General features: G+C 73.1%; 16 protein-coding genes. 11 read left to right on the forward strand and 5 right to left on the reverse strand.

Annotation, left to right across the window (positions count from 1 at the left end):
- The first annotated feature begins 38 nt into the window (after nt 1-38).
- From ACZ5DS_RS06685 to ACZ5DS_RS06700, 4 genes are all read left to right on the forward strand, one after another.
- Nucleotides 39-1,433, forward strand: coding sequence for a DNA-3-methyladenine glycosylase 2 family protein (locus ACZ5DS_RS06685; protein ID WP_468235110.1), 1,395 nt, complete (start codon nt 39-41; stop codon nt 1,431-1,433).
- A complete protein-coding gene (locus ACZ5DS_RS06690; protein WP_468234730.1) occupies nt 1,433-1,924 on the forward strand; it encodes a methylated-DNA--[protein]-cysteine S-methyltransferase in 492 nt (163 codons plus the stop codon). Before ACZ5DS_RS06685 ends, ACZ5DS_RS06690 begins: the two co-directional genes overlap by 1 nt.
- Before the next feature lie 39 nt (nt 1,925-1,963).
- Nucleotides 1,964-2,521, forward strand: coding sequence for a hypothetical protein (locus ACZ5DS_RS06695; protein ID WP_468234731.1), 558 nt, complete (start codon nt 1,964-1,966; stop codon nt 2,519-2,521).
- 130 nt (nt 2,522-2,651) lie between these two features.
- The gene (locus tag ACZ5DS_RS06700) at nt 2,652-3,872 is read left to right on the forward strand and encodes an SGNH/GDSL hydrolase family protein (protein WP_468234733.1); all 1,221 of its coding nucleotides are present in this window, start codon (nt 2,652-2,654) and stop codon (nt 3,870-3,872) included.
- A 498-nt stretch (nt 3,873-4,370) separates the two neighbouring features.
- Here the strand turns inward: ACZ5DS_RS06700 and ACZ5DS_RS06705 are convergent, their stop codons facing one another.
- Both ACZ5DS_RS06705 and ACZ5DS_RS06710 read right to left on the reverse strand, forming a co-directional pair.
- Entirely contained in the window at nt 4,371-4,853 is a 483-nt protein-coding gene (locus ACZ5DS_RS06705) for a DUF456 domain-containing protein (protein ID WP_468234735.1), read from the reverse strand.
- A 36-nt stretch (nt 4,854-4,889) separates the two neighbouring features.
- The gene (locus ACZ5DS_RS06710; protein WP_468234737.1) at nt 4,890-5,879 is read right to left on the reverse strand and encodes a helix-turn-helix domain-containing protein; all 990 of its coding nucleotides are present in this window, start codon (nt 5,877-5,879) and stop codon (nt 4,890-4,892) included.
- A gap of 460 nt (nt 5,880-6,339) precedes the next feature.
- Between ACZ5DS_RS06710 and ACZ5DS_RS06715 the strand changes: the two genes are divergently transcribed.
- The 3 genes from ACZ5DS_RS06715 (at nt 6,340) to ACZ5DS_RS06725 (ending at nt 10,440) form a co-directional block, all read left to right on the forward strand.
- Nucleotides 6,340-8,001: a protein phosphatase 2C domain-containing protein gene (locus tag ACZ5DS_RS06715; protein ID WP_468234738.1), complete on the forward strand. Its 1,662-nt coding sequence runs from the start codon at nt 6,340-6,342 to the stop codon at nt 7,999-8,001.
- Between the two features lie 69 nt (nt 8,002-8,070).
- A complete protein-coding gene (locus tag ACZ5DS_RS06720; RefSeq protein WP_468234740.1) occupies nt 8,071-9,813 on the forward strand; it encodes a pyruvate dehydrogenase in 1,743 nt (580 codons plus the stop codon).
- A 147-nt stretch (nt 9,814-9,960) separates the two neighbouring features.
- Entirely contained in the window at nt 9,961-10,440 is a 480-nt protein-coding gene (locus tag ACZ5DS_RS06725; protein ID WP_468234742.1) for an ATP-binding protein, read from the forward strand.
- Between the two features lie 108 nt (nt 10,441-10,548).
- On the opposite strand, the gene ACZ5DS_RS06730 is transcribed toward ACZ5DS_RS06725, so the two are convergent.
- Nucleotides 10,549-11,592: a DUF2637 domain-containing protein gene (locus tag ACZ5DS_RS06730; RefSeq protein ID WP_468234743.1), complete on the reverse strand. Its 1,044-nt coding sequence runs from the start codon at nt 11,590-11,592 to the stop codon at nt 10,549-10,551.
- 430 nt (nt 11,593-12,022) lie between these two features.
- On the opposite strand from ACZ5DS_RS06730, the gene ACZ5DS_RS06735 reads away from it, so the two are divergent.
- Nucleotides 12,023-12,802: a GntR family transcriptional regulator gene (locus tag ACZ5DS_RS06735; RefSeq protein WP_468234745.1), complete on the forward strand. Its 780-nt coding sequence runs from the start codon at nt 12,023-12,025 to the stop codon at nt 12,800-12,802.
- A 104-nt stretch (nt 12,803-12,906) separates the two neighbouring features.
- On the forward strand, nt 12,907-14,178 hold the full coding sequence (locus tag ACZ5DS_RS06740; protein WP_468234747.1) for a hypothetical protein: 1,272 nt from the start codon (nt 12,907-12,909) through the stop codon (nt 14,176-14,178).
- On the opposite strand, the gene ACZ5DS_RS06745 is transcribed toward ACZ5DS_RS06740, so the two are convergent.
- Both ACZ5DS_RS06745 and ACZ5DS_RS06750 read right to left on the reverse strand, forming a co-directional pair.
- Nucleotides 14,179-14,946: a hypothetical protein gene (locus ACZ5DS_RS06745; protein ID WP_468234748.1), complete on the reverse strand. Its 768-nt coding sequence runs from the start codon at nt 14,944-14,946 to the stop codon at nt 14,179-14,181. It abuts the gene before it with no gap.
- A gap of 166 nt (nt 14,947-15,112) precedes the next feature.
- Nucleotides 15,113-16,786 carry a PucR family transcriptional regulator gene (locus ACZ5DS_RS06750; RefSeq protein ID WP_468234749.1) on the reverse strand — a complete coding sequence of 558 codons (1,674 nt, stop codon included), beginning with the start codon at nt 16,784-16,786 and terminating at the stop codon, nt 15,113-15,115.
- A gap of 346 nt (nt 16,787-17,132) precedes the next feature.
- Here ACZ5DS_RS06750 and ACZ5DS_RS06755 point away from each other — a divergent pair, with 346 nt between their 5' ends.
- Together ACZ5DS_RS06755 and ACZ5DS_RS06760 are read left to right on the forward strand one after the other, a co-directional pair.
- Complete coding sequence (locus tag ACZ5DS_RS06755; protein WP_468234751.1) at nt 17,133-18,026, forward strand: FAD binding domain-containing protein; 894 nt, start codon at nt 17,133-17,135, stop codon at nt 18,024-18,026.
- Complete coding sequence (locus ACZ5DS_RS06760; protein ID WP_468234752.1) at nt 18,026-18,607, forward strand: (2Fe-2S)-binding protein; 582 nt, start codon at nt 18,026-18,028, stop codon at nt 18,605-18,607. The genes ACZ5DS_RS06755 and ACZ5DS_RS06760 overlap by 1 nt, the downstream gene beginning before the upstream one ends.
- Nucleotides 18,608-18,609 lie beyond the last annotated feature (2 nt).

Consider the following 18,609-nt stretch of genomic DNA (forward strand, 5'->3'; position numbering starts at 1 on the left):
AGCCGGTCCGGCCGCCGGGTCCCACACTGGAACACGTGATGGACGAGGACACCAGGTACGAGGCGGTGCGCAGCCGGGACGGGCGGTTCGACGGGGCGTTCTTCTTCGCCGTCGAGACGACCGGGATCTACTGCCGGCCCAGCTGCCCGGCGGTCACCCCGAAGCGGCGCAACGTGCGGTTCTTCCCGACGGCCGCCGCCGCACAGGGCTCCGGCTTCCGGGCCTGCCGGCGCTGCCGGCCGGACGCCGTGCCGGGGTCCGCCGAGTGGAACGTCCGCGCGGACTCCGTCGGCCGGGCCATGCGGCTGATCGCCGACGGCGTCGTGGACCGCGAGGGCGTCCAGGGCCTCGCCGCCCGGCTCGGCTACAGCGCCCGGCAGGTGCAGCGGCAACTCACCGCCGAACTCGGCGCCGGACCCGTGGCGCTCGCCCGCGCCCAGCGCTCGCACACCGCCCGGGTGCTGCTGCAGACCACCGACCTGCCGATCACCGAGATCGCGTTCGCGTCCGGGTTCGCCAGCGTGCGGCAGTTCAACGACACCGTCCGCGAGGTGTACGACTCGACGCCGACCGAGGTACGGGACGCCGCACCCCGGGGCAGGGGCGCCCGCCGGGCCACGCCGGCCGCGGGCATCCCTCTCCGGCTCGCCCACCGCGGCCCCTACCAGGCCGCCGCCGTCTTCGACCAGCTGGCGCGAGAGGCCGTACCCGGCGTCGAGGAGGTGAGCGGCACCTCCGGCGGCCGTACCTACCGGCGCACGCTGCGGCTGCCGTACGGCACCGCGCTCGTCGCCGTCGAGGAGCACACCCGCGGGCCGAGGAACGGCGGCGGCACGCATCCGGGCGGCTGGCTCGACGCCCGGCTGCACCTCACCGGCCCACGGGACCTGACCACCGCCGTGCAGCGGCTGCGACGGCTGTTCGACCTCGACGCCGACCCGTACGCGGTGGACGAGCGGCTCGGCACCGACCCGAGGCTCGCCCCGCTGGTCGCGGCCCGGCCCGGACTGCGCTCGCCCGGCGCCGTCGACGCCCTGGAGCCCGCCGTACGGGCGCTCGCCGGGGTCGCCGGGGCGGAGGACCTGGTCCGCCGGTACGGAAAGGCACTCGACGCCCCCTGCGGCAGCCTCACCCACCTCTTCCCGGAGCCGTCCGTCCTCGCCGAGGCGGGGATCGGCGGGCCGCTCGGCGCGCTGGCCGCCGCCCTCGCCGACGGCACCGTGCACCTGGATCCGGGCGCCGACCGGGAGGACGCCCAGCGGGCCCTGCTCGCGCTGCCCGGCATGACCCCGGCCGTCGTCGCCACCGTCCGCGTCCGCGCCCTCGGCGACCCGGACGTGGCCCCGCCCGGCCTCGACGCACCCGACACCTGGCGGCCCTGGCGCTCCTACGCCGCCCAGCATCTGCGCATCGCAGGGGAGTTGACCGACTGATGGAGACGACCTACTGGACCGGCACGGACACGCCCATCGGCCGGCTGCTGCTCACCGCCGACGCGGACGGCGCCCTCACCTCGCTGTCCGTGCCCGGGCAGAAGGGCGGCCGGACCGTCCAGGACGGCTGGCGCCACGACCCCGGCCCCTTCCGCGCGGCCGAGGAACAGCTCGCCGCCTACTTCGCCGGCGAACTCAAGGACTTCCGACTGCCTTTGCGCACCCACGGCACCGAGTTCCGGGAGCGGGTGTGGGCCGCGCTCGACTCTGTTCCGTACGGCACCACCACCACGTACGGCGAGATCGCCACCCGAATCGGCGCGCCCCGCACGGCGGTTCGGGCCGTCGGCGGCGCCATCGGTGCCAACCCCCTTCTGATCGTGCGCCCTTGCCACCGGGTGATCGGCGCGGACGGCTCGATGACCGGGTACGCGGGCGGACTTGAGCGCAAGGTGTGGCTGCTGACATGGGAGGGAGTGCTCCCGGCCTAGGATCTCCCCTGTCCGATCATGGAAGACAGGGGGCTCTGGATGACCGACATGGACACCACCGAGTGGTGGGAGCTGCTGCCGGCCGGGATCCGCGAACAGGTGGACGGGTACGTCCTTCAGGACGCCCGGATGCAGGCGCTTCGCGTCGCCTGGGAAGCCGGCCGAGCGCGGGGTCTGGGCCTCCATGAAGCCCAGCTCGTCGTCCACGACCGTTACCTCCACCACGGCGATCGAATCGCCCGCACCCCGGACAGCCCCCTCGACCTGGAGTCCCTCGCTGCCCGTGCGGCCGGCTGCCCCGGCCGCATCCTGGCGATCGAGGCGGTCTGGGACGGCGACACCGTCCACGACTGGTTCGTGGAACTGCTGGCCGTCACCACGGACCCCACGGACGAGCATCGGCTGGCCACCATCTACCGGGGGACGGCTGTACGGCACCTCGGCGAGGGCGAGGATCCCGGCCCGCTGCACCCGTCGGCAGCAGCCGCCGACAGGGCCGGCCGAGCCCTCGCCGCCCACCTCTCGGTCCCCTTCCACTTCGCAAGCCCGGACACCCCGGACGACCAGGCGCCGCGCTGGCGGCCGGACATCCCCTAGCCCCAACTCGTCTGAGCCGGCGAGGAGTACGGCTACGCCGAGCGGGTGGACCTGCGGGGATGTTCCGGCATCGCGCGGCGGCCGTGTGGCACCTTCGCCTCCGACGGGCACGGGAAGGGCGGGCGCACACATGGGCAAGGTCGGACGGTTCCTCGCGGCGCTCCTGCTCGCGGTGCTGCCGGGCACGACGGCGGCGGCCGTCGCCGCACCCGCCGCGCCCCCGTGGACCGGCAGTTGGGAGACGGCCCCCTCCGGCACCGCCGCCGCGCTGCCCGGCGCCGCCATCCGCAACGTCGTCCACCTCAGTCTCGGCGGGAGCGCCCTGCGGATCCGGCTCAGCAACCGGCTCGGTACCCAGCCCCTCCGACTCGGCGCGGTCACCGTCGCGCTGCGGCGGGCCGCCGGACCGGACGCCGTGCCCGGCACCCTGCACATCGCCACCTTCGACGGCGCCCCGACGGCCACCGTCCCGCCGGGCCAGGACCTGCTCACCGACCCCGTTCCGCTGGCCGTACCGGCCGCCGCCGACCTGCTGGTCACCGTCCTCACCCCGGTCGACTCCGGCCCGGCCACCAACCACCGCACCGCCCTGCAGACCAGCTACGTGGCCCTCGTCGGCGCGGTCCACGCCGCCGACGAGGACGGCACCGCGTACACCAAGGCCATCGGCTCCTGGTACTACGTCACCGGCGTCGACGTCCTCGGCCCCGCCGCCGGCAGCGTGGTCGCCTTCGGGGACTCCCTCACCGACGGCAACGGCTCCACCCCCGACACCAACCACCGCTGGCCCGACCTGCTCGCCCAGCGCCTGCGCGGCGACCGGATCGGCGTCCTCAACGCCGGCATCGCCGGCAACCGTCTGCTGCGCGACGGCACCGGACCGAGCGCCCTGGCCCGCCTGGACGCCGACGCCCTGGACCGGGCCGGGGCCCGGGTCCTGATCGTGTTCGAGGGCATCAACGACATCAAGGGCACCCCCGAGGCGAACGACCCCGCCGCCTTCGCCGCCGCGTACCGGACCCTCGTCGCCCGCGCCCACGCCCGCGGCATCCGGGTCATCGGTGTCACCCTGACCCCGTACCGGGGGTTCTCCGCCTACACGGCGGCCCGCGAGGCGGTACGGCAGCAGGTCAACGTGTTCATCCGCACCGGCGGCGCCTTCGACGCGGTCGCCGACGCCGACGCCGCCGTCCGCGACCCGTCCGCCCCCGAGCAGATCCTGCCCGGCTACGACCCCGGCGACCACCTGCACTTCAACGACGCGGGCATGAGCGCGATCGCCGCCACCGTGGCCCGAGCCCTGGCGGGCCGACCGACGGCGACCGCCGGCTTCGCCTCGGCGGTCGGTTGACCGCCGGGCGCTCCGGGCCTGCCCCGGCTGTCGGCTGACCCTCATCCACCCCGGGCTCGTCTCGGGTGTCGGTTGACCGTCAGCCGCCTCCGGTCCTGCCTTGGCGGTCGGTTGATCGGCAGCCCCCCTGTCCCGCCTCGGCAGTCCGTTGACCAGCAGCCACTCCTGGGCCCCGCCTCGGCTGTCGGCTGACCTTATCCACCCCGGGTTCGTCTCGGGTGTCGGTTGACCGTCAGCCACCTCCGGTCCTGCCCCGGCTGTCGGCTGACCGTCAGCCCCCCGGTCCCGTCTCGGCTGTCGGCTGACCGTCAGCCCCCCGGTCCCGTCTCGGCTGTCGGCTGACCGTCAGCCCCCCGGGCCCCGCCTCGCCAGTCGGCTGACCCTCATCCACCCCGGGCCCGCCCTGGCCGCCAGCTGACCGTCGTCCACCCCCGGGCCCGCCCCGGCCGTCGGCTGACCGTCAGCCACCCCCGGCCCGCCCCGCCCCCGTCCGGCAGGTCAGCCCCACAGCACCACCCCCAGCCACGCCCCCGCGATCAGCAGACACGCGAACAGTTCGGCGAGCACGCTGGAGCCGCCCGACCGCATCGTCGTGCGCAGGGCCGCCATGGCCTCGCCGTGGCCGCCGAGCCGGAGCCGCTCGTGGACATAGATGCCGGCCATGAAACCCGGCAGCGCGCCCACCACCGGGATCAGGAAGAAGCCGAGGAGAGCACCGACACCGGCGTAGACGCCCATGCGGGGCGTGGCGCCGCTCGCCCGCAGCCGGCGCGGCGGCAGCGCCCAGCGCACCACCAGCGACAGCAGCAGCACCCCGGTGGCCCCGACCAGAACCCCCCAGGCCACAGGGCGCGGGTCCTTCAGCGCCCACCACAGGATCGCGGCCCACACCAGCCACGACCCCGGCACGCCGGGCACCAGCACTCCGCACAGGCCGAGCACCAGCACCACGCCGACCGGCAGGAGTTCCCACGCTCCCATCTGCCCAGAGTGCCGGAGGCGGAAGGACACCGCAGGTCACAGGGAGCCCTCTCGGGACACCCAGCCCCGCTCGTAGGCGTGCCAGCCCAGCTGGAGCCGGGTCGTCACACCCGTCAGCTCCATCAGCCGCTTCACCCGGCGCTGCACGGTCCTCAGGCCCAGATCGAGCTGTTTGGCCACGCTCGCGTCGGTGAGCCCGGCCAGCAGCAGCGACAGCACCTCCAGGTCGGTGGCGTCCGGACCGTCGGGCTGCTGCTCGGTCACCCCGGACGCGCCCAGCCGCAGCGGCAGCGCCTCCCGCCACACCGACTCGAACAGCCCGGCCAGCAGCTCCAGCAGACCGCTCGCGTGCACCACCAGCGCGGCCGGCCCGGCCGTCCGGGAGGCCAGCGGCACCATGGCGAGGGAACGGTCAGCGATCACCAGCTTGGTCGGCACCCGGTCCACCGCCCGCACCTGCTCGTCCCGGCCGAGCGCCGCCGCCAGTTCGGTGAGCCCGTGCGGCAGGTCCAGCACCGACCGCTCCACCACCACCCGGTAGCGGACCCCGCGCCCGGCCGCCTGCTCCTCCGCGTCGTTCTCCGTCCCGGAGACCACCACCGGGTTGCCGGTGACCAGCGCGCACACCTCCTCGGCGGCGCCCAGCTGCAGCTGGAGAAAGCGCTGGGCGACGGCCGAGGCGCCGGTCACCACCTCCACCAGGTCGTGCACCTCCGGCTCGCCCGCCGCCGCCCGGTACTCCTCGGCCAGCAGCGCCGCCGCCAGCTCCGCCTTCTCCAGCTCGTGCCGCTGCTGGGTGAGCAGCGCGCCCAGCGCCACCCCGGGCGGGGCCGCCACCCAGCGGCCCGGCCGCGCAGGGGACTGGGCGGCCAGGCCCTGCCGCTCCAGCCGGCGCAGCGCACGCTCGGTGTCCGGCTCGGCCAGCGACAGACGGCGCGCCAGATCGGCCACCTCGGCGGCGCCCACGGACACCAGCGCCCGGTACGCCGACTCGTGCGTCTCGTCCAGGCCTATCGCTGCCAGCATCTGCCTGTGCCCCTCCCCTGAGAACAAGCCGTCCACGCGCGAAGGGCTGGCGGAAACCGGCCACGGCGCAAACCCGCCGCCGTACATCATCGCCGTACCGGTGGTGGGTCTGCCAAGGTGGGGCCGCGGAAGGACGCGGGACCGTGCTCACGGTCCACAGCCGCCTCCCAGGAAACCAAGCCACAATCAGGCCATTCGGCCGGCGCTTTCGGCGACCCGGTCGGGCGAGACGGTGACCCGGGCCCGTACGTGCGCGAGCGCACGAGGGGATGCGGGGCCGGGTCACTTCGGATGTCGCCGGGCGGCCCTCCCGTGGGGGGTGGGGCCGCCCGGCGGCCATCAACCGCCTGTCGTACGGCCGTTCGCGCTATCCCCCGCCCTGTCGTTCGAGGGGGCCGCGTGCGCCGGAATTTCCTGATGCCCCGTTTTCCCGCGGCCCGTGCGGTGGACAATTAGGGGCATGAGCCAGCAGGGGGGTAGGCCCGCCCGTCCCGAGGACGACTGGTGGGGGCAGCTGTACGACGACTCGACCGAGGACACGGGCCCCACGACCGCACCCGACAGCCTGGACGACCGCTTCACCTCGGCGAAGAACGCGGTGGCGGGGCGGCCCGGGGAGACGGCGGAGCCCATCGGCGAGACCGCCGGGCCCACCGGTGAGACCGCCGAGCCCATCGGCAGGACCACGGGGCCCATCGGCGGCACGACGCCCCGCAGGCCGCGCCAGGAGCCGTCGCGCGAGCCCGCGGTGCCACCCCAGCGCGCCGCCTCACCACCGCCCGCCCCCACCCCGCCGAGCCCGCCGGCGCCGCCCTCTCCCCGCGCCCCGAGCCCGTCGACGCCGCCCGACCAGCCCGCCGAGCCGTCCCGGGGCACCTCACGCGGCACACCCCGCAGGCAACGCGACCCCTGGGAACCCGCGCCCGCCGAGCCCGAGGCACCCTTCACCTTCCCGCCCGCGCCGGACGGAGCCGGGGGCGAGCGGACCGAGGCGCCCGTCGCCGAGCCCGAGCCGCGCGGCGTGTGGCCACCCGCACCGGGCAAGTCCTGGGACCCGAGGGAGGCCCTGGGCGAAGCGGCCCTGCCCGCCGCGCCCACCGCACCGCCCGACTCCGGCGCACCCCCGCCCTCCCCACCGTCCCCACTCCTCTCCTCCCTCGACTACGTCGGCTCCGGCCCGCCCACCTACGACCCCGAGCCCACCGCTCTGCCCCCCGCCGACCCCGATCTGCTCGACGAACTGGTCGCCGACACCGTGCTGGACGGCGCCCGGTACGGGGCCTGCACCCTGCGGGCCGTGTCGTTGCGCGGGGACTCGGCGCGCTACCGGGGGGAGCCGCGGCGGGACGCGCTGCTCACCGCCCGCTTCGGGACGGGGGAGCACGCGCTGGTGCTCGTCGCCATGGCGACAGGCGCGCGGGCCACGCCGGGTGCGCACCTGGCGGCGGCGGAGGCGTGCGAGCTGATCGGGCAGGCCGTGGGCCGTACCCATCAGCGGCTGGCCGCGGACATCCGGGCCGCCCGGCGCGGCGACCTGAAGTCGGGGCTGCACCGGCTGACCGACCGCAGCCTCGGCAAGCTGCGCGCCGGCGCCGTCGAGCAGGACCTGGACCCCGAGGAGTACACGGCGAGCCTGCGCTGCCTGCTGCTGCCCGCCGACCCCGACTGCCGTACCCGCGTGTTCTTCGGCGTCGGCGACGGGGGCCTGTTCCGGCTGCGGGACGGCGAGTGGCAGGACATCGAGCCGCAGGTCTCGCCCGCCGACACCACCGGCGAACCGGTCCTCGGCTTCGGCTCCGCGCCCTCCGAGACCCCCGAGGGCGACCGGCTCACCATGGACCTCGGCATCCCGACCCCGCCGAGCCCGTACGAGCCGGCCCCCGAGCCGCCCCGCGAACCCTTCCGCTTCCGCGCCTCGGTAGCCCGCCCGGGTGACGTGCTGGTGATGGGCACCTGCGGCCTCGCCGACCCGCTGCGCGGCGAGCCGGCCCTCTGCGCCTACCTGGCCCGCCGCTGGTCCGGCCGTACCCCGCCCGGCCTCGCCGCTTTCCTCGGGGACACCCAGGTGCGGGTGAAGGGCTACGCCGACGACCGCACGGCGGCGGCCGTTTGGGAGGCGTAACCGCGGCCCCTGTGGATTGATGGAACGGGAGGGGAGCGTTCCGGGACAGCGAAGGGGCAGACGACAGCCATGGCCAAACAGAACGTCGCCGAACAGTTCGTCGACATCCTCGTCCGCGCCGGCGTGCGCCGCCTCTACGGTGTCGTCGGCGACAGCCTCAACCCGGTCGTGGACGCCGTCCGCCGCAACTCCGCCATCGACTGGATCCACGTACGCCACGAGGAGACCGCCGCGTTCGCGGCCGGCGCCGAAGCCCAGATCACCGGCAGGCTGGCCGCCTGCGCCGGCTCCTGCGGCCCGGGCAACCTGCACCTGATCAACGGCCTGTACGACGCCCACCGCTCCATGGCCCCGGTGCTCGCCCTCGCCTCGCACATCCCCTCCAGCGAGATCGGCCTCGGCTACTTCCAGGAGACCCATCCGGACCGGCTCTTCCAGGAGTGCAGCCACTACAGCGAGCTGATCTCCAGCCCGAAGCAGATGCCCCGGCTGCTGCAGACGGCCATCCAGCACGCGGTCGGCCAGAGCGGGGTGAGCGTGGTCTCGCTGCCCGGCGACATCGCCGCCGAACCCGCCCCGGACAAGGCCCCCGAGAGCGCCCTCGTCACCTCCAGGCCCACCGTCCGGCCGGGCGACGCCGAGATCGACCGGCTCGTGGAGATGATCGACAAGGCCGGCCGGGTCACCCTCTTCTGCGGCAGCGGCACGGCCGGCGCGCACGCCGAGGTGATGGAGTTCGCGGGGCGGATCAAGTCGCCCGTGGGGCACGCGCTGCGCGGCAAGGAGTTCATCCAGTACGACAACCCGTACGACGTCGGCATGAGCGGACTGCTCGGCTACGGCGCCGCCTACGAGGCCACCCACGAGTGCGACCTGCTGATCCTGCTCGGCACCGACTTCCCGTACAACGCCTTCCTGCCGGACGACGTGCAGATCGCGCAGATCGACGTACGGCCCGAGGTCCTCGGCCGCCGCTCCCGGCTCGACCTCGCGGTGTGGGGCGACGTCCGCGAGACCCTGCGCTGTCTGATCCCGCGGGTGACGGAGAAGACCGACCGGCGCTTCCTCGACAAGATGCTGAAGAAGCACGCCGACGCGCTGGAGGGCGTGGTCAAGGCGTACACGCGGAAGGTCGAGAAACACGTGCCGATCCATCCGGAGTACGTCGCCGCCGTGCTGGACGAAGTCGCCGACGACGACGCGGTGTTCACCGTCGACACGGGCATGTGCAACGTGTGGGCCGCCCGCTACATCTCGCCCAACGGCCGCCGCCGGATCATCGGTTCCTTCTCGCACGGCTCGATGGCGAACGCGCTGCCCATGGCGATCGGCGCCCAGTTCACCGACCGGCGCCGGCAGGTCGTCTCCATGTCCGGGGACGGCGGATTCGCCATGCTGATGGGCGACTTCCTCACGCTCGTACAGCACGACCTGCCGGTCAAGGTCGTGCTGTTCAACAACTCCTCGCTCTCCATGGTCGAGTTGGAGATGCTGGTCTCGGGTCTGCCCTCGTACGGCACCGCCAACACCAACCCCGACTTCGCCGCCGTCGCCCGTGCCTGCGGCGCCCACGGGGTGCGGGTGGAGAAGCCCAAGCAGCTCGCCGGGGCGCTCAAGGACGCCTTCAAGCACAAGGGTCCGGCCCTGGTGGACGTCGTCACCGACCCCAACGCCCTGTCCATCCCGCCGAAGATCAGCGCCGAGATGGTCACCGGATTCGCGCTGTCCGCCTCGAAGATCGTGCTGGACGGCGGGGTCGGCCGGATGCTCCAGATGGCCCGCTCCAACCTGCGGAACGTCCCGAGGCCATGAATCGGGAGGGGGGACTTTCCGGCCAGATTCTCGGCCAAGGAGGTCGTCCGCCCGTCTCCAGGACTGCCCCCGGACTCGCTGGGCATGGATTCCCGTGAAGTTGTTCGACCAGGAGGGGCAGGGCCAAGCAGCGTGCGGGCGGGGGTCATGAAGAGGCAGGCACGAAGGGGCGGTCCCGTGGCCATCGGGGCCCGTCCGGCGAAGGCGGGGGAAAAGGCCGACACCATCACGGAACGGGCGCACCCGCCCCAGCTCAGGCGCAGGCTGGGGCGAGCGGACCTCAGGGCGGTGCCCGAGGCCCGCCGGGAGGTGCGCGAGCTGCTGCGGCACTGGGGCAGGCCGGGCCGCTCGGAGATAGCCGAACTGCTCACCAGTGAACTCGTCACCAACGCGCTCGTGCACACCGACGACGACGCCGTCCTGATCGCCGTGGTCTCACCGCGCGGACTGCGCGTGGAGGTACGGGACTTCGTGGCCCGCAGGCCGCGCCTCGCTGCGCCGGAGGCGGGCGAGGACACCCACGGCCGGGGGCTGGTCCTGGTGCAGTCCCTCGCGGACGCCTGGGGCGTACGGCCGCACGGGGTGGGCAAGTCGGTGTGGTTCGAACTCGGCGCCGAGGCCGCGTGAGACGGGCGGCAGCCGAGACGGAAACGGGACGGACACGGAAACGGGACGGGGCGTGACCCGCGTGGGTCACGCCCCGTCCCGTGATGAGCCTGAGCCCGGCCGGACGTCCTAGCCGAACTGCTGCTCCAGGTCCTTCAGCTTGCGTTCGAGCGACTCAAGGCGCGGCAGGGCCATCGTGTCGTCCTCCGCGGTGAGGTCGACGGTGACCGGCTCAGTACCCCTGCGGGCCGGCTGAAGGGAGGGCCGAGAGCGTACGGGCAGTTGCTCCGGCGCCGATATGGCAGGCTCCGCGGTGGCCTGGGCGGGGCCGCGTTCCATGGCCTGGACCTCGACCTGCCGGGGTCCGCTCCGGCCGACGAAGCCGCGGTGGCCCCGGCTGATCGCCTTCAGCTGAGCGCGCTCCACGCGCTGCTGGTCGCGCCGCCGCTGCCGCGTCTCGTCCTTCTGCCGCTTGTCCTCGCGGACCTCCTCGACGGCCTCGTCCAGGCTGCGCACGCCTTCCAGGAGCATCAGCGACCAGGCCCGGTAGGTCTCGATGGGCGCCCGCAGCCAGCGCACGATGCGGATCTGCGGGAGCGGGCGCGGCACCAGACCCTGCTCGCGCAGGGCGGCCCGGCGGGTCTGCTTCAGCGCGCGGTCAAAGAGCACGGCCGCCGACAGGGACATGCCGGAGAAGAACTGCGGGGCGCCGTCGTGGCCGGCGCCCCGGGGTGCGTGCACCCAGTTGAACCAGGCCGCCGCCGCGGCGAACAGCCACACGAGGATGCGGGAGCCGAGGGCCGCGTCACCGTGGCTGGCCTCGCGCACCGCGAGGACGGAGCAGAACATCGCCGCGCCGTCCAGTCCGAACGGCACCAGGTACTGCCAGCCGCCGGTCAGCCCGAGGTTCTGCTCGCCGAAGCCGACCAGGCCGTGGAAGGACAGGGCCGCCGCCACCGCCGCACAGCAGAACAGAAGGACATAGGAGGCGGTGCCGTAGACGGCCTCCTTGCGTCTGCGGCGCTCCTCGCTGCGCTCCCACGAATCGTCGTTGCTCGCGTTCTCCCCGGAGGAGCGCTTGCCGCGCGCGAGCACCGCCACCGCGACCAGCATGCCCAGGAGCAGTACGGCGCCCGGAAGCAGCCAGTTCAGCGATATGTCGGTCAGTCTCATCAGGGGTCCCTTGCATTGGGATAGGGCGTAACGCCCGCCATAGTGGCCCACACCCGACGGCCCTCAGGGGGTTTCGGGGCAAGAGGCCGCCAAGGAAGTGCAAGGGGATGCCCAGGGCGGCGTTCTGCTCGAACTGCCGCTTGAGGGGCGGGAGTTGAGTTCGAATAAGACTACCCGCACGGATGGTTCCTCGGAAAGTTCCTGAGGCGCGTGAGGAAGTTGTGAATTACCTGTCCGGCGGGGACGGCTCGATTCCGATGATCTTAGTGGGCCCCGGAACGGTGATCGGCAGGTGGCTGAAAAGGGAAGGCTAACCTTACTTAGCCTTGGGGGAGTTTGAACTGTCGCCTTGTGCGCCTATGGTGCTTGACGGACAAGTGACAACCCGCCGTTAATGACCCATGTGCCGACAAGCCGGAGGAGGACCCCCGTGAAGCAGGGCGTGCAGGGCTCCCCCCGGGTGCCGGCGCAGCAGCAGCGCGCGGTGGATGCGGACGTGGCCGTGGCCCGGGAGCGGGACGCGGCCGTGCCGGGCGCGCGGGGTGAGCACACGCACGCTGAGCGGCCGATCCCGCAGCCGCGGGTTGTCGTGCAGCGCTCCTCGGTACGCGGGCAGGTCCTGGACGCGCTGCGTACGGCGCTGGTGGCGGGCGAGCTGAAGCCCGGCGAGGTGTACTCGGCGCCGGTCCTCGGCGAGCGCTTCGGGGTGTCGGCGACACCGGTGCGGGAGGCCATGCAGCAGCTCGCGCTGGAGGGCGCCGTCGAGGTCGTGCCCAACCGCGGCTTCCGGGTCGTCCGGCGGGGCACACGGGAGCTGGCCGAGCTGGCCGAGGTGCGGGGGCTGATCGAGGTGCCGGTGATGCTGCGGCTGGCCCGTACGGTGCCGGTCGAGCGGTGGGCCGAGCTCCGGCCCCTCGCGGAGGCGACGGTACGCGCCGCGTCCTCCGGCTGTGCGGCGACGTACGCGGAGTCCGACAGGGTTTTTCATCGGGCGGTGCTGTCCCTGTCGGGCAATGAGCAGCTGGTCCAGATCGCGGAGGATCTGCACCGACGCTCGCAGTGGCCCCTGGTCGGGGGACCGGTGCGCCACGGCCGGGCGGAGCTGGTGGCGGACGCGGCGGAGCACACCGCTCTGCTGGAGGCGTTGATCGCCCGTGACCTGGATGTGGTGCAGGAGCTGGTGGGGGAGCACTTCGCGGGCGGGAGTTGAGCTGGATTCACGCCCGTGGCGCTCGGCCCTTTGTCCGGACAAGCGACGAGGTGCAGGTAAGCCAGGTTGTGCCGCTTGATCGGTTACACATAGTTTACCGCCCCATGACCATGACACGAAGAACTGTTCTCAAGGGGCTGACCGCCGCGCCGTTCGTCGCAGCCGGCAGCAGCCTGCTGGCCCCCACCGCCGCCGAGGCGGCCACCATCGACGCGGGACAGTTCAGCCTCACCAGCCGATCCGCAAACAGTCACGGCGAGTTCGCCGACCTGAACGCCGGTCTGGCGACCAAGCTGACCAAGGTCGACGTGACGACCGTCATAGCCGACACCAACCGCAATGCGACCCACCTCACCAGCGCCCCCAGCACCGTCCAGGCGTTCTCGACCGGATTCACCTGGGACAGCGGCGACCAGACGGTCGACTACTGGATCCCGCAAGGCGTCACGACCAGCGCCGACGCCTACGGCAACGGGCTCTACCCGGCGGGCGGCACCAACAGGGTCGTCCTCGTCTCCTGGTACTTCGAGACGAACCCCGACAGCGGAGCGCATTACGAGCTCGACAAGGGCCTGCGGCTGACGGTCGTCGACTACACCACCTCCACCACGCCGACGTACCGGCACATCCTTCTGGTCGAGCCGGTCAAGACCAGCACGGGGGAGTACTCCTTCGAGCCCATCCACAAGCACGCCGGCGGCATCATGTGGTACGGCAACCTGCTCTATGTCGCCGACACCTACAAGGGGTTGCGGGTGTTCGACCTGAACACCCTGTTCACGGTCGCCACCACCCAGACGGAGGTGTGCGGTCTGCACACCGACGGGTCCTACTACGGCTACGGGTACAAGTACGTCCTGCCGCAGAGCTACGCCTACGACAACGCGGGGACGTACCTGCGCTACACCGCGGTCGGACTGGACCGGACCAGCACCCCCGACAGCCTGGTGGTGAGCGAGTACTCGATGGCCGGGACCGTCGACTACACGGACCCGGGCTTCATTGGCACCGGTGCCGGTACGACCACGCCCAAGGTGGTCCGCTGGAACCTCGACTACACCAACCGGCAGATCTCCTCGCTCACCGCGTCCGAAGCCGTCACCATCGCCCAGCAGAAGATCCAGGGAGTGGTGTCGTGCAACAGCAAGCACTACCTCTCCACGAGCAACGGCCCGTCCAGCGCGGGCTCGCTGCGCACCTTCACCTCCGGCGCCTCGACCACGACCACCGTGTGCAACCTGGCCATCGGCTGCGAGGATCTCAGCTACCACAGCAATGCTGCGTCCGGCTGGGCCTACAGCGAGCCCGTGATCTGGAACCTCAGCGAGTACACCGGCAAGCGGTACGTCTACGCGGTCCACGCAGACGGTTCGTAGCTACGCCGTAGCCGCCCCCGGCGTCGGCGGTGTCAACTGGCGGGCCAGCCACGTCGGTACACCGCCGAGCAGCCGGAACAGTCGCCGGGCCTCCTCCCGCAACCGCGACGCCTCCGGTTCGGACTCCGCGTCCGCCAGCGAGGCCAGCGCGGGGGCCGTACCCACCAGGTAGCCCAGCTCCTCCCGGATACGGAGGGATTCGGCGAAGCCGTGCCGCGCCTCCGTCAGCTCGCCGTCCCGCAGGGCGAGCCCGGCCAGGTGGCGCCAGGTGAAGGAGAGCAGGAGGGGGTCGGCGTGGGCCGTCGCGCCCGCGTGGGCCCGGCGGTACGCCGCCCGCGCCGCCTGCGGGGAGCGGGCCAGGTTCTCGGCCAGCAGGCCACGGCGGAAGTCCAGCAGCGCCCGTCCCGCAGCCCCCGGAGGGATCAGGGCCGCCGCCCGCCCCAGCGCGGCCCGTGCCTCGTCCGCCCGGTCCCGTATGCCGTGGAGCGTGGCCGAGTAGGCGAGCTGGCCGCGTTCGCAGGCCGCGGCCCCCCGCTCCTCGTCGGTGTGCGCCAGCGCCTCGGCGGTGCGGAGGGCGTCCTCCGCCTCCTCCCAGCCCCGCTCGGTGTACAGGCACCGCTCGACCAGCAGCGCGGCCCGCTGGAGGGTCGTGGCCGGGGTGTCCGGTGGCAGCAGGGCCGCCGCATCCGCCCAGCAGGCCCGTGAGCGCAGCCGCCATACCGCGGTCTGGAGTGGATCGTCACCAGCGGTCGTTCCGTTACCAGACATGGCGGAATGCGCCACGTTGCCCTCCCCGAGCACACCATCGAGCTGTTGAGTGGTGGCGGCATTCCAGCACCAATGGCGGGGCCGGGCCAAGAGGGTGGGTGAAAGATTTCACAAAGTGGCGGCGCTTTGGCGTGAGTTGGTTTGGCCGCCGCACGCCCGCCTGAGCTCAGCTCATGCGCAGCGCCAGGAAGAAGTCCAGCTTGTCCTCGAGGCGCGAGAGGTCCCGTCCCGTCAACTGCTCGATGCGGCCCACCCGGTAGCGCAACGTGTTGACGTGCAGGTGGAGCCGGGTGGCGCAGCGGGTCCAGGAGCCGTCGCACTCCAGGAACGCCTCCAGGGTCGGGATCAGCTCGGCCCGGTGCCGGCGGTCGTAGTCCTTCAGGGGGTCCAGCAGCCGTGCCGTGAAGGCGCGGCGGACGTCGTCCGGGACGAAGGGCAGCAGGAGGACGTGCGAGGCCAGTTCCTGGTGGCCGGCCGCGCAGACCCGGCCGGGGCGGGCCGCCGCCACCCGGCGGGCGTGCCGGGCCTCCTCCAGGGCGCCGCGCAGCCCCTCCGCCGAGTGCACGGCCGCGCTCACCCCGAGGGTGAGCCGTCCGTCGTCGTTCAGGCCTGCCGTCAGCGGCTCGCGCACCTGCTGCAGCAGCGCCTCGGCGAGCAGGCCGGTCTCCGGGCCGTCGTGCTCGGAGGAGACCGCCGGGAGGGGGACCAGCGCGATGGCCTCGTCACCCGTGTGCGCGACGGCGATGCGGTCCGAGGGCTCCGGGCCCGTGGCCAGCGGGTCGACCAGGACCTCCTCCAGCAGCGACTGCGCGACCGGGCCGCCCTCCACCGCGCCGCCCTCCCACTCGACGCGGGCCACGACCACCTGCCAGTGCGGGGCCGTGCCGAGCCCGGGCAGCAGCACCGGCGCCGCCACCCGCAGACGCGCCGCGATCTCGGCGGGCGCGGCACCCGTCTGGACCAGCTCCAGCACCTCCTGGGCGAGCCGGCGCCGCACCGTGCGGGCCGCGTCGCGGCGGTCCCGCTCGACGGCGATCAGCTGGGTGACGCCCTGGAGCAGGTCCAGGCGCTCCTCGGGCCAGTCGCCCGCGTCCGCCTCCACGGCCAGCAGCCAGTCCGACAGGACCGTCTCGCGGACATCGCGGGCGGCCTGCGGGGAGCGCCCGGAGGAGCGGATCGGGAACAGCGAGAACCGGGTGCCGTTCAGCAGCAGCCGGTGCGGCCCCCGGCGGCCCGTGCGGGCGGCGGCCAGGTGCTCGGCGGCGAGCCGGCCGCAGGTCTCCGGGGACAGCTCCGGGCCCGTGACCTTCGAGCCCGCGATCAGCCGGCCGGTGGGCGAGAGCACCCAGGCGCTCAGGTCCAGGTCGGAGCCGAGCAGGTCCAGGACCACGTCCGGGCCGCCGCCCGCCGGGCCCGAGGTCATCATCCGGCGGTGCCGGTCCACCACGGCCGCCAGGTCCCCGGCCCGCTCGCCGGAGACCTGCCGGACGACGTGCTCGGTGATCGTCGCGAACGCCACCGACTCGTGCACCGCGAACAGCGGCAGCCGGTGGCGTGCACAGGCCAGCACCAGGTCCTCGGGCACATCGCCCAGCTCGGCCTCGCCGGCGGCGAGCGCCGCCACCCCGGCCTGCGCCAGGATGCGGACGAAGGGCTCGGAGTCGTCGGCGTCCCGGCGCCAGGCCAGGCCCGTCAGCACCAGCTCGCCGCCGGAGAGGTAGCGGCTCGGATCGCGCAGGTCGGTGGTCATCACCCCGCGTACGGAGCGGTCCAGCTCGTCCTCGCCGCCCAGCAGCCGCAGGCCCAGCGCGTCGGTGTCCAGAAGTGCGCGCAGCCGCATCTCGTCGCCGCCGTTCTCTTGTCTCGAAACCTACGATGGATCATGTCGGGTGAGGTGGGAGGGGCCCGACGCGTGGCACACAGGCCGTTCTCCGGGGTCATCGGGCTGTGTCCTGCGTTTCCCGAGGAAACCGGAGAGGTTACCGACGACCTCCGTTCATACGAATCTACAAGATGCCCACCGTGGCCAGCCAACTCCTTCATGGTTTCGGTGACTGACCTCGCCGGAGCAGAGGGCGGTGTACTGAGTCCACTCCGCGTTAACAGGACATGAACGAGCCGGGCCCGCCGCACACGGATTGGCTCAATCTGTACGACCCACGAGACGAAGAAGAAGAGAGCCGGTCATGGACTTCCTTCGCCCCGCCAGCTGGGAGGAGGCGCTCGCCGCGAAGGCCGAGCACCCCACCGCTGTGCCGATTGCGGGTGGCACCGATGTGATGGTCGAGATCAACTTCGACCACCGCCGGCCCGAGTACCTGCTCGACCTGAACCGCATCGGCGACCTCTACGAGTGGGAGGTCGGCGAGGGCTCCGTACGGCTGGGTGCCTCCGTGCCGTACACCAAGATCATGCAGAATCTCCGTGCCGAGCTGCCGGGCCTCGCGCTCGCCTCGCACACGGTCGCCTCCCCGCAGATCCGCAACCGCGGCGGCGTCGGCGGCAACCTCGGCACGGCCTCGCCCGCCGGTGACGCCCACCCCGCCCTCCTCGCCGCAGGCGCGGACGTCGAGGTGGAGTCCGCCGCCCGCGGCACCCGTCTGATCCCGATCGACGAGTTCTACACCGGTGTCAAGCGCAACGCCCTGCAGCCCGACGAGCTGATCCGCGCCGTGCACATCAAGAAGGCGGACGGCCCGCAGCAGTACTCCAAGGTCGGCACCCGCAACGCCATGGTCATCGCGGTGTGCGCCTTCGGTCTCGCGCTGCACCCCGAGACCCGCACCGTCCGGACCGGCATCGGCTCCGCCGCCCCGACGCCCGTGCGGGCCAAGGCCGCCGAGGACTTCCTGAACGCGGCCCTGGAAGAGGGCGGCTTCTGGGACAACGGAAAGATCATCACCCCGTCGGTCGCCAAGCAGTTCGCGGACCTGTGCTCCGCCGCCTGCAACCCGATCGACGACGTCCGGGGCACCGCGAGCTACCGCCGCCACGCGGTCGGCGTCATGGCCCGCCGGACGCTCACCTGGACCTGGGAGTCGTACCGCGGCGCCCGCCGCGCCTCGGAGGGAGCTGCGTAATGCGCGTCAACTTCACTGTCAACGGACGTCCGCAGGAAGCAGACGACGTCTGGGAGGGCGAGAGCCTCCTCTACGTCCTGCGCGAGCGCCTCGGCCTGCCGGGCTCCAAGAACGCCTGCGAGCAGGGCGAGTGCGGCTCCTGCACGGTCCGCCTGGACGGCGTCCCGGTGTGTTCCTGCCTGGTCGCGGCCGGCCAGGTCGAGGGCCGCGAGGTCGTCACCGTCGAGGGCCTCGCGGACTACGCCAAGCAGCGCGCCGAGGGCGGCTGCGCGACCGGCGCCTGCGGTACGACCCTGCAGGACGCCCAGCAGTGGCAGGCCAAGGGAACCGACTCGCAGACCGGCGAGGGCACCGAACTCTCCCCGGTCCAGCAGGCCTTCATCGACGCCGGCGCCGTCCAGTGCGGCTTCTGCACCCCGGGTCTGCTCGTCGCCGCCGACGAGATGCTCGAGAGCAACCCGAACCCGACCGACGCGGACATCCGCGAGGCGCTGTCGGGCAACCTGTGCCGCTGCACGGGCTACGAGAAGATCATGGACGCGGTCCGCCTGGCGGCCGCCCGCCAGTCCGAGGAGGTCTGACG

The sequence above is a fragment of the Streptomyces sp. NPDC031100 genome (genome assembly GCF_055570785.1).

What these genes read in the sequence shown, in the direction of transcription:
- ACZ5DS_RS06685 (WP_468235110.1), top strand. Translation starts at nt 39, where the DNA reads ATGGACGAGGACACCAGGTACGAGGCGGTGCGCAGCCGGGACGGGCGG.
- ACZ5DS_RS06755 (WP_468234751.1), top strand. Translation starts at nt 17,133, where the DNA reads ATGGACTTCCTTCGCCCCGCCAGCTGGGAGGAGGCGCTCGCCGCGAAG.
- ACZ5DS_RS06700 (WP_468234733.1), top strand. Translation starts at nt 2,652, where the DNA reads ATGGGCAAGGTCGGACGGTTCCTCGCGGCGCTCCTGCTCGCGGTGCTG.
- ACZ5DS_RS06760 (WP_468234752.1), top strand. Translation starts at nt 18,026, where the DNA reads ATGCGCGTCAACTTCACTGTCAACGGACGTCCGCAGGAAGCAGACGAC.
- ACZ5DS_RS06730 (WP_468234743.1), bottom strand. Translation starts at nt 11,592, where the DNA reads ATGAGACTGACCGACATATCGCTGAACTGGCTGCTTCCGGGCGCCGTA.
- ACZ5DS_RS06720 (WP_468234740.1), top strand. Translation starts at nt 8,071, where the DNA reads ATGGCCAAACAGAACGTCGCCGAACAGTTCGTCGACATCCTCGTCCGC.
- ACZ5DS_RS06745 (WP_468234748.1), bottom strand. Translation starts at nt 14,946, where the DNA reads ATGTCTGGTAACGGAACGACCGCTGGTGACGATCCACTCCAGACCGCG.
- ACZ5DS_RS06750 (WP_468234749.1), bottom strand. Translation starts at nt 16,786, where the DNA reads ATGCGGCTGCGCGCACTTCTGGACACCGACGCGCTGGGCCTGCGGCTG.
- ACZ5DS_RS06690 (WP_468234730.1), top strand. Translation starts at nt 1,433, where the DNA reads ATGGAGACGACCTACTGGACCGGCACGGACACGCCCATCGGCCGGCTG.
- ACZ5DS_RS06725 (WP_468234742.1), top strand. Translation starts at nt 9,961, where the DNA reads ATGAAGAGGCAGGCACGAAGGGGCGGTCCCGTGGCCATCGGGGCCCGT.
- ACZ5DS_RS06740 (WP_468234747.1), top strand. Translation starts at nt 12,907, where the DNA reads ATGACCATGACACGAAGAACTGTTCTCAAGGGGCTGACCGCCGCGCCG.
- ACZ5DS_RS06705 (WP_468234735.1), bottom strand. Translation starts at nt 4,853, where the DNA reads ATGGGAGCGTGGGAACTCCTGCCGGTCGGCGTGGTGCTGGTGCTCGGC.
- ACZ5DS_RS06695 (WP_468234731.1), top strand. Translation starts at nt 1,964, where the DNA reads ATGACCGACATGGACACCACCGAGTGGTGGGAGCTGCTGCCGGCCGGG.
- ACZ5DS_RS06710 (WP_468234737.1), bottom strand. Translation starts at nt 5,879, where the DNA reads ATGCTGGCAGCGATAGGCCTGGACGAGACGCACGAGTCGGCGTACCGG.
- ACZ5DS_RS06715 (WP_468234738.1), top strand. Translation starts at nt 6,340, where the DNA reads ATGAGCCAGCAGGGGGGTAGGCCCGCCCGTCCCGAGGACGACTGGTGG.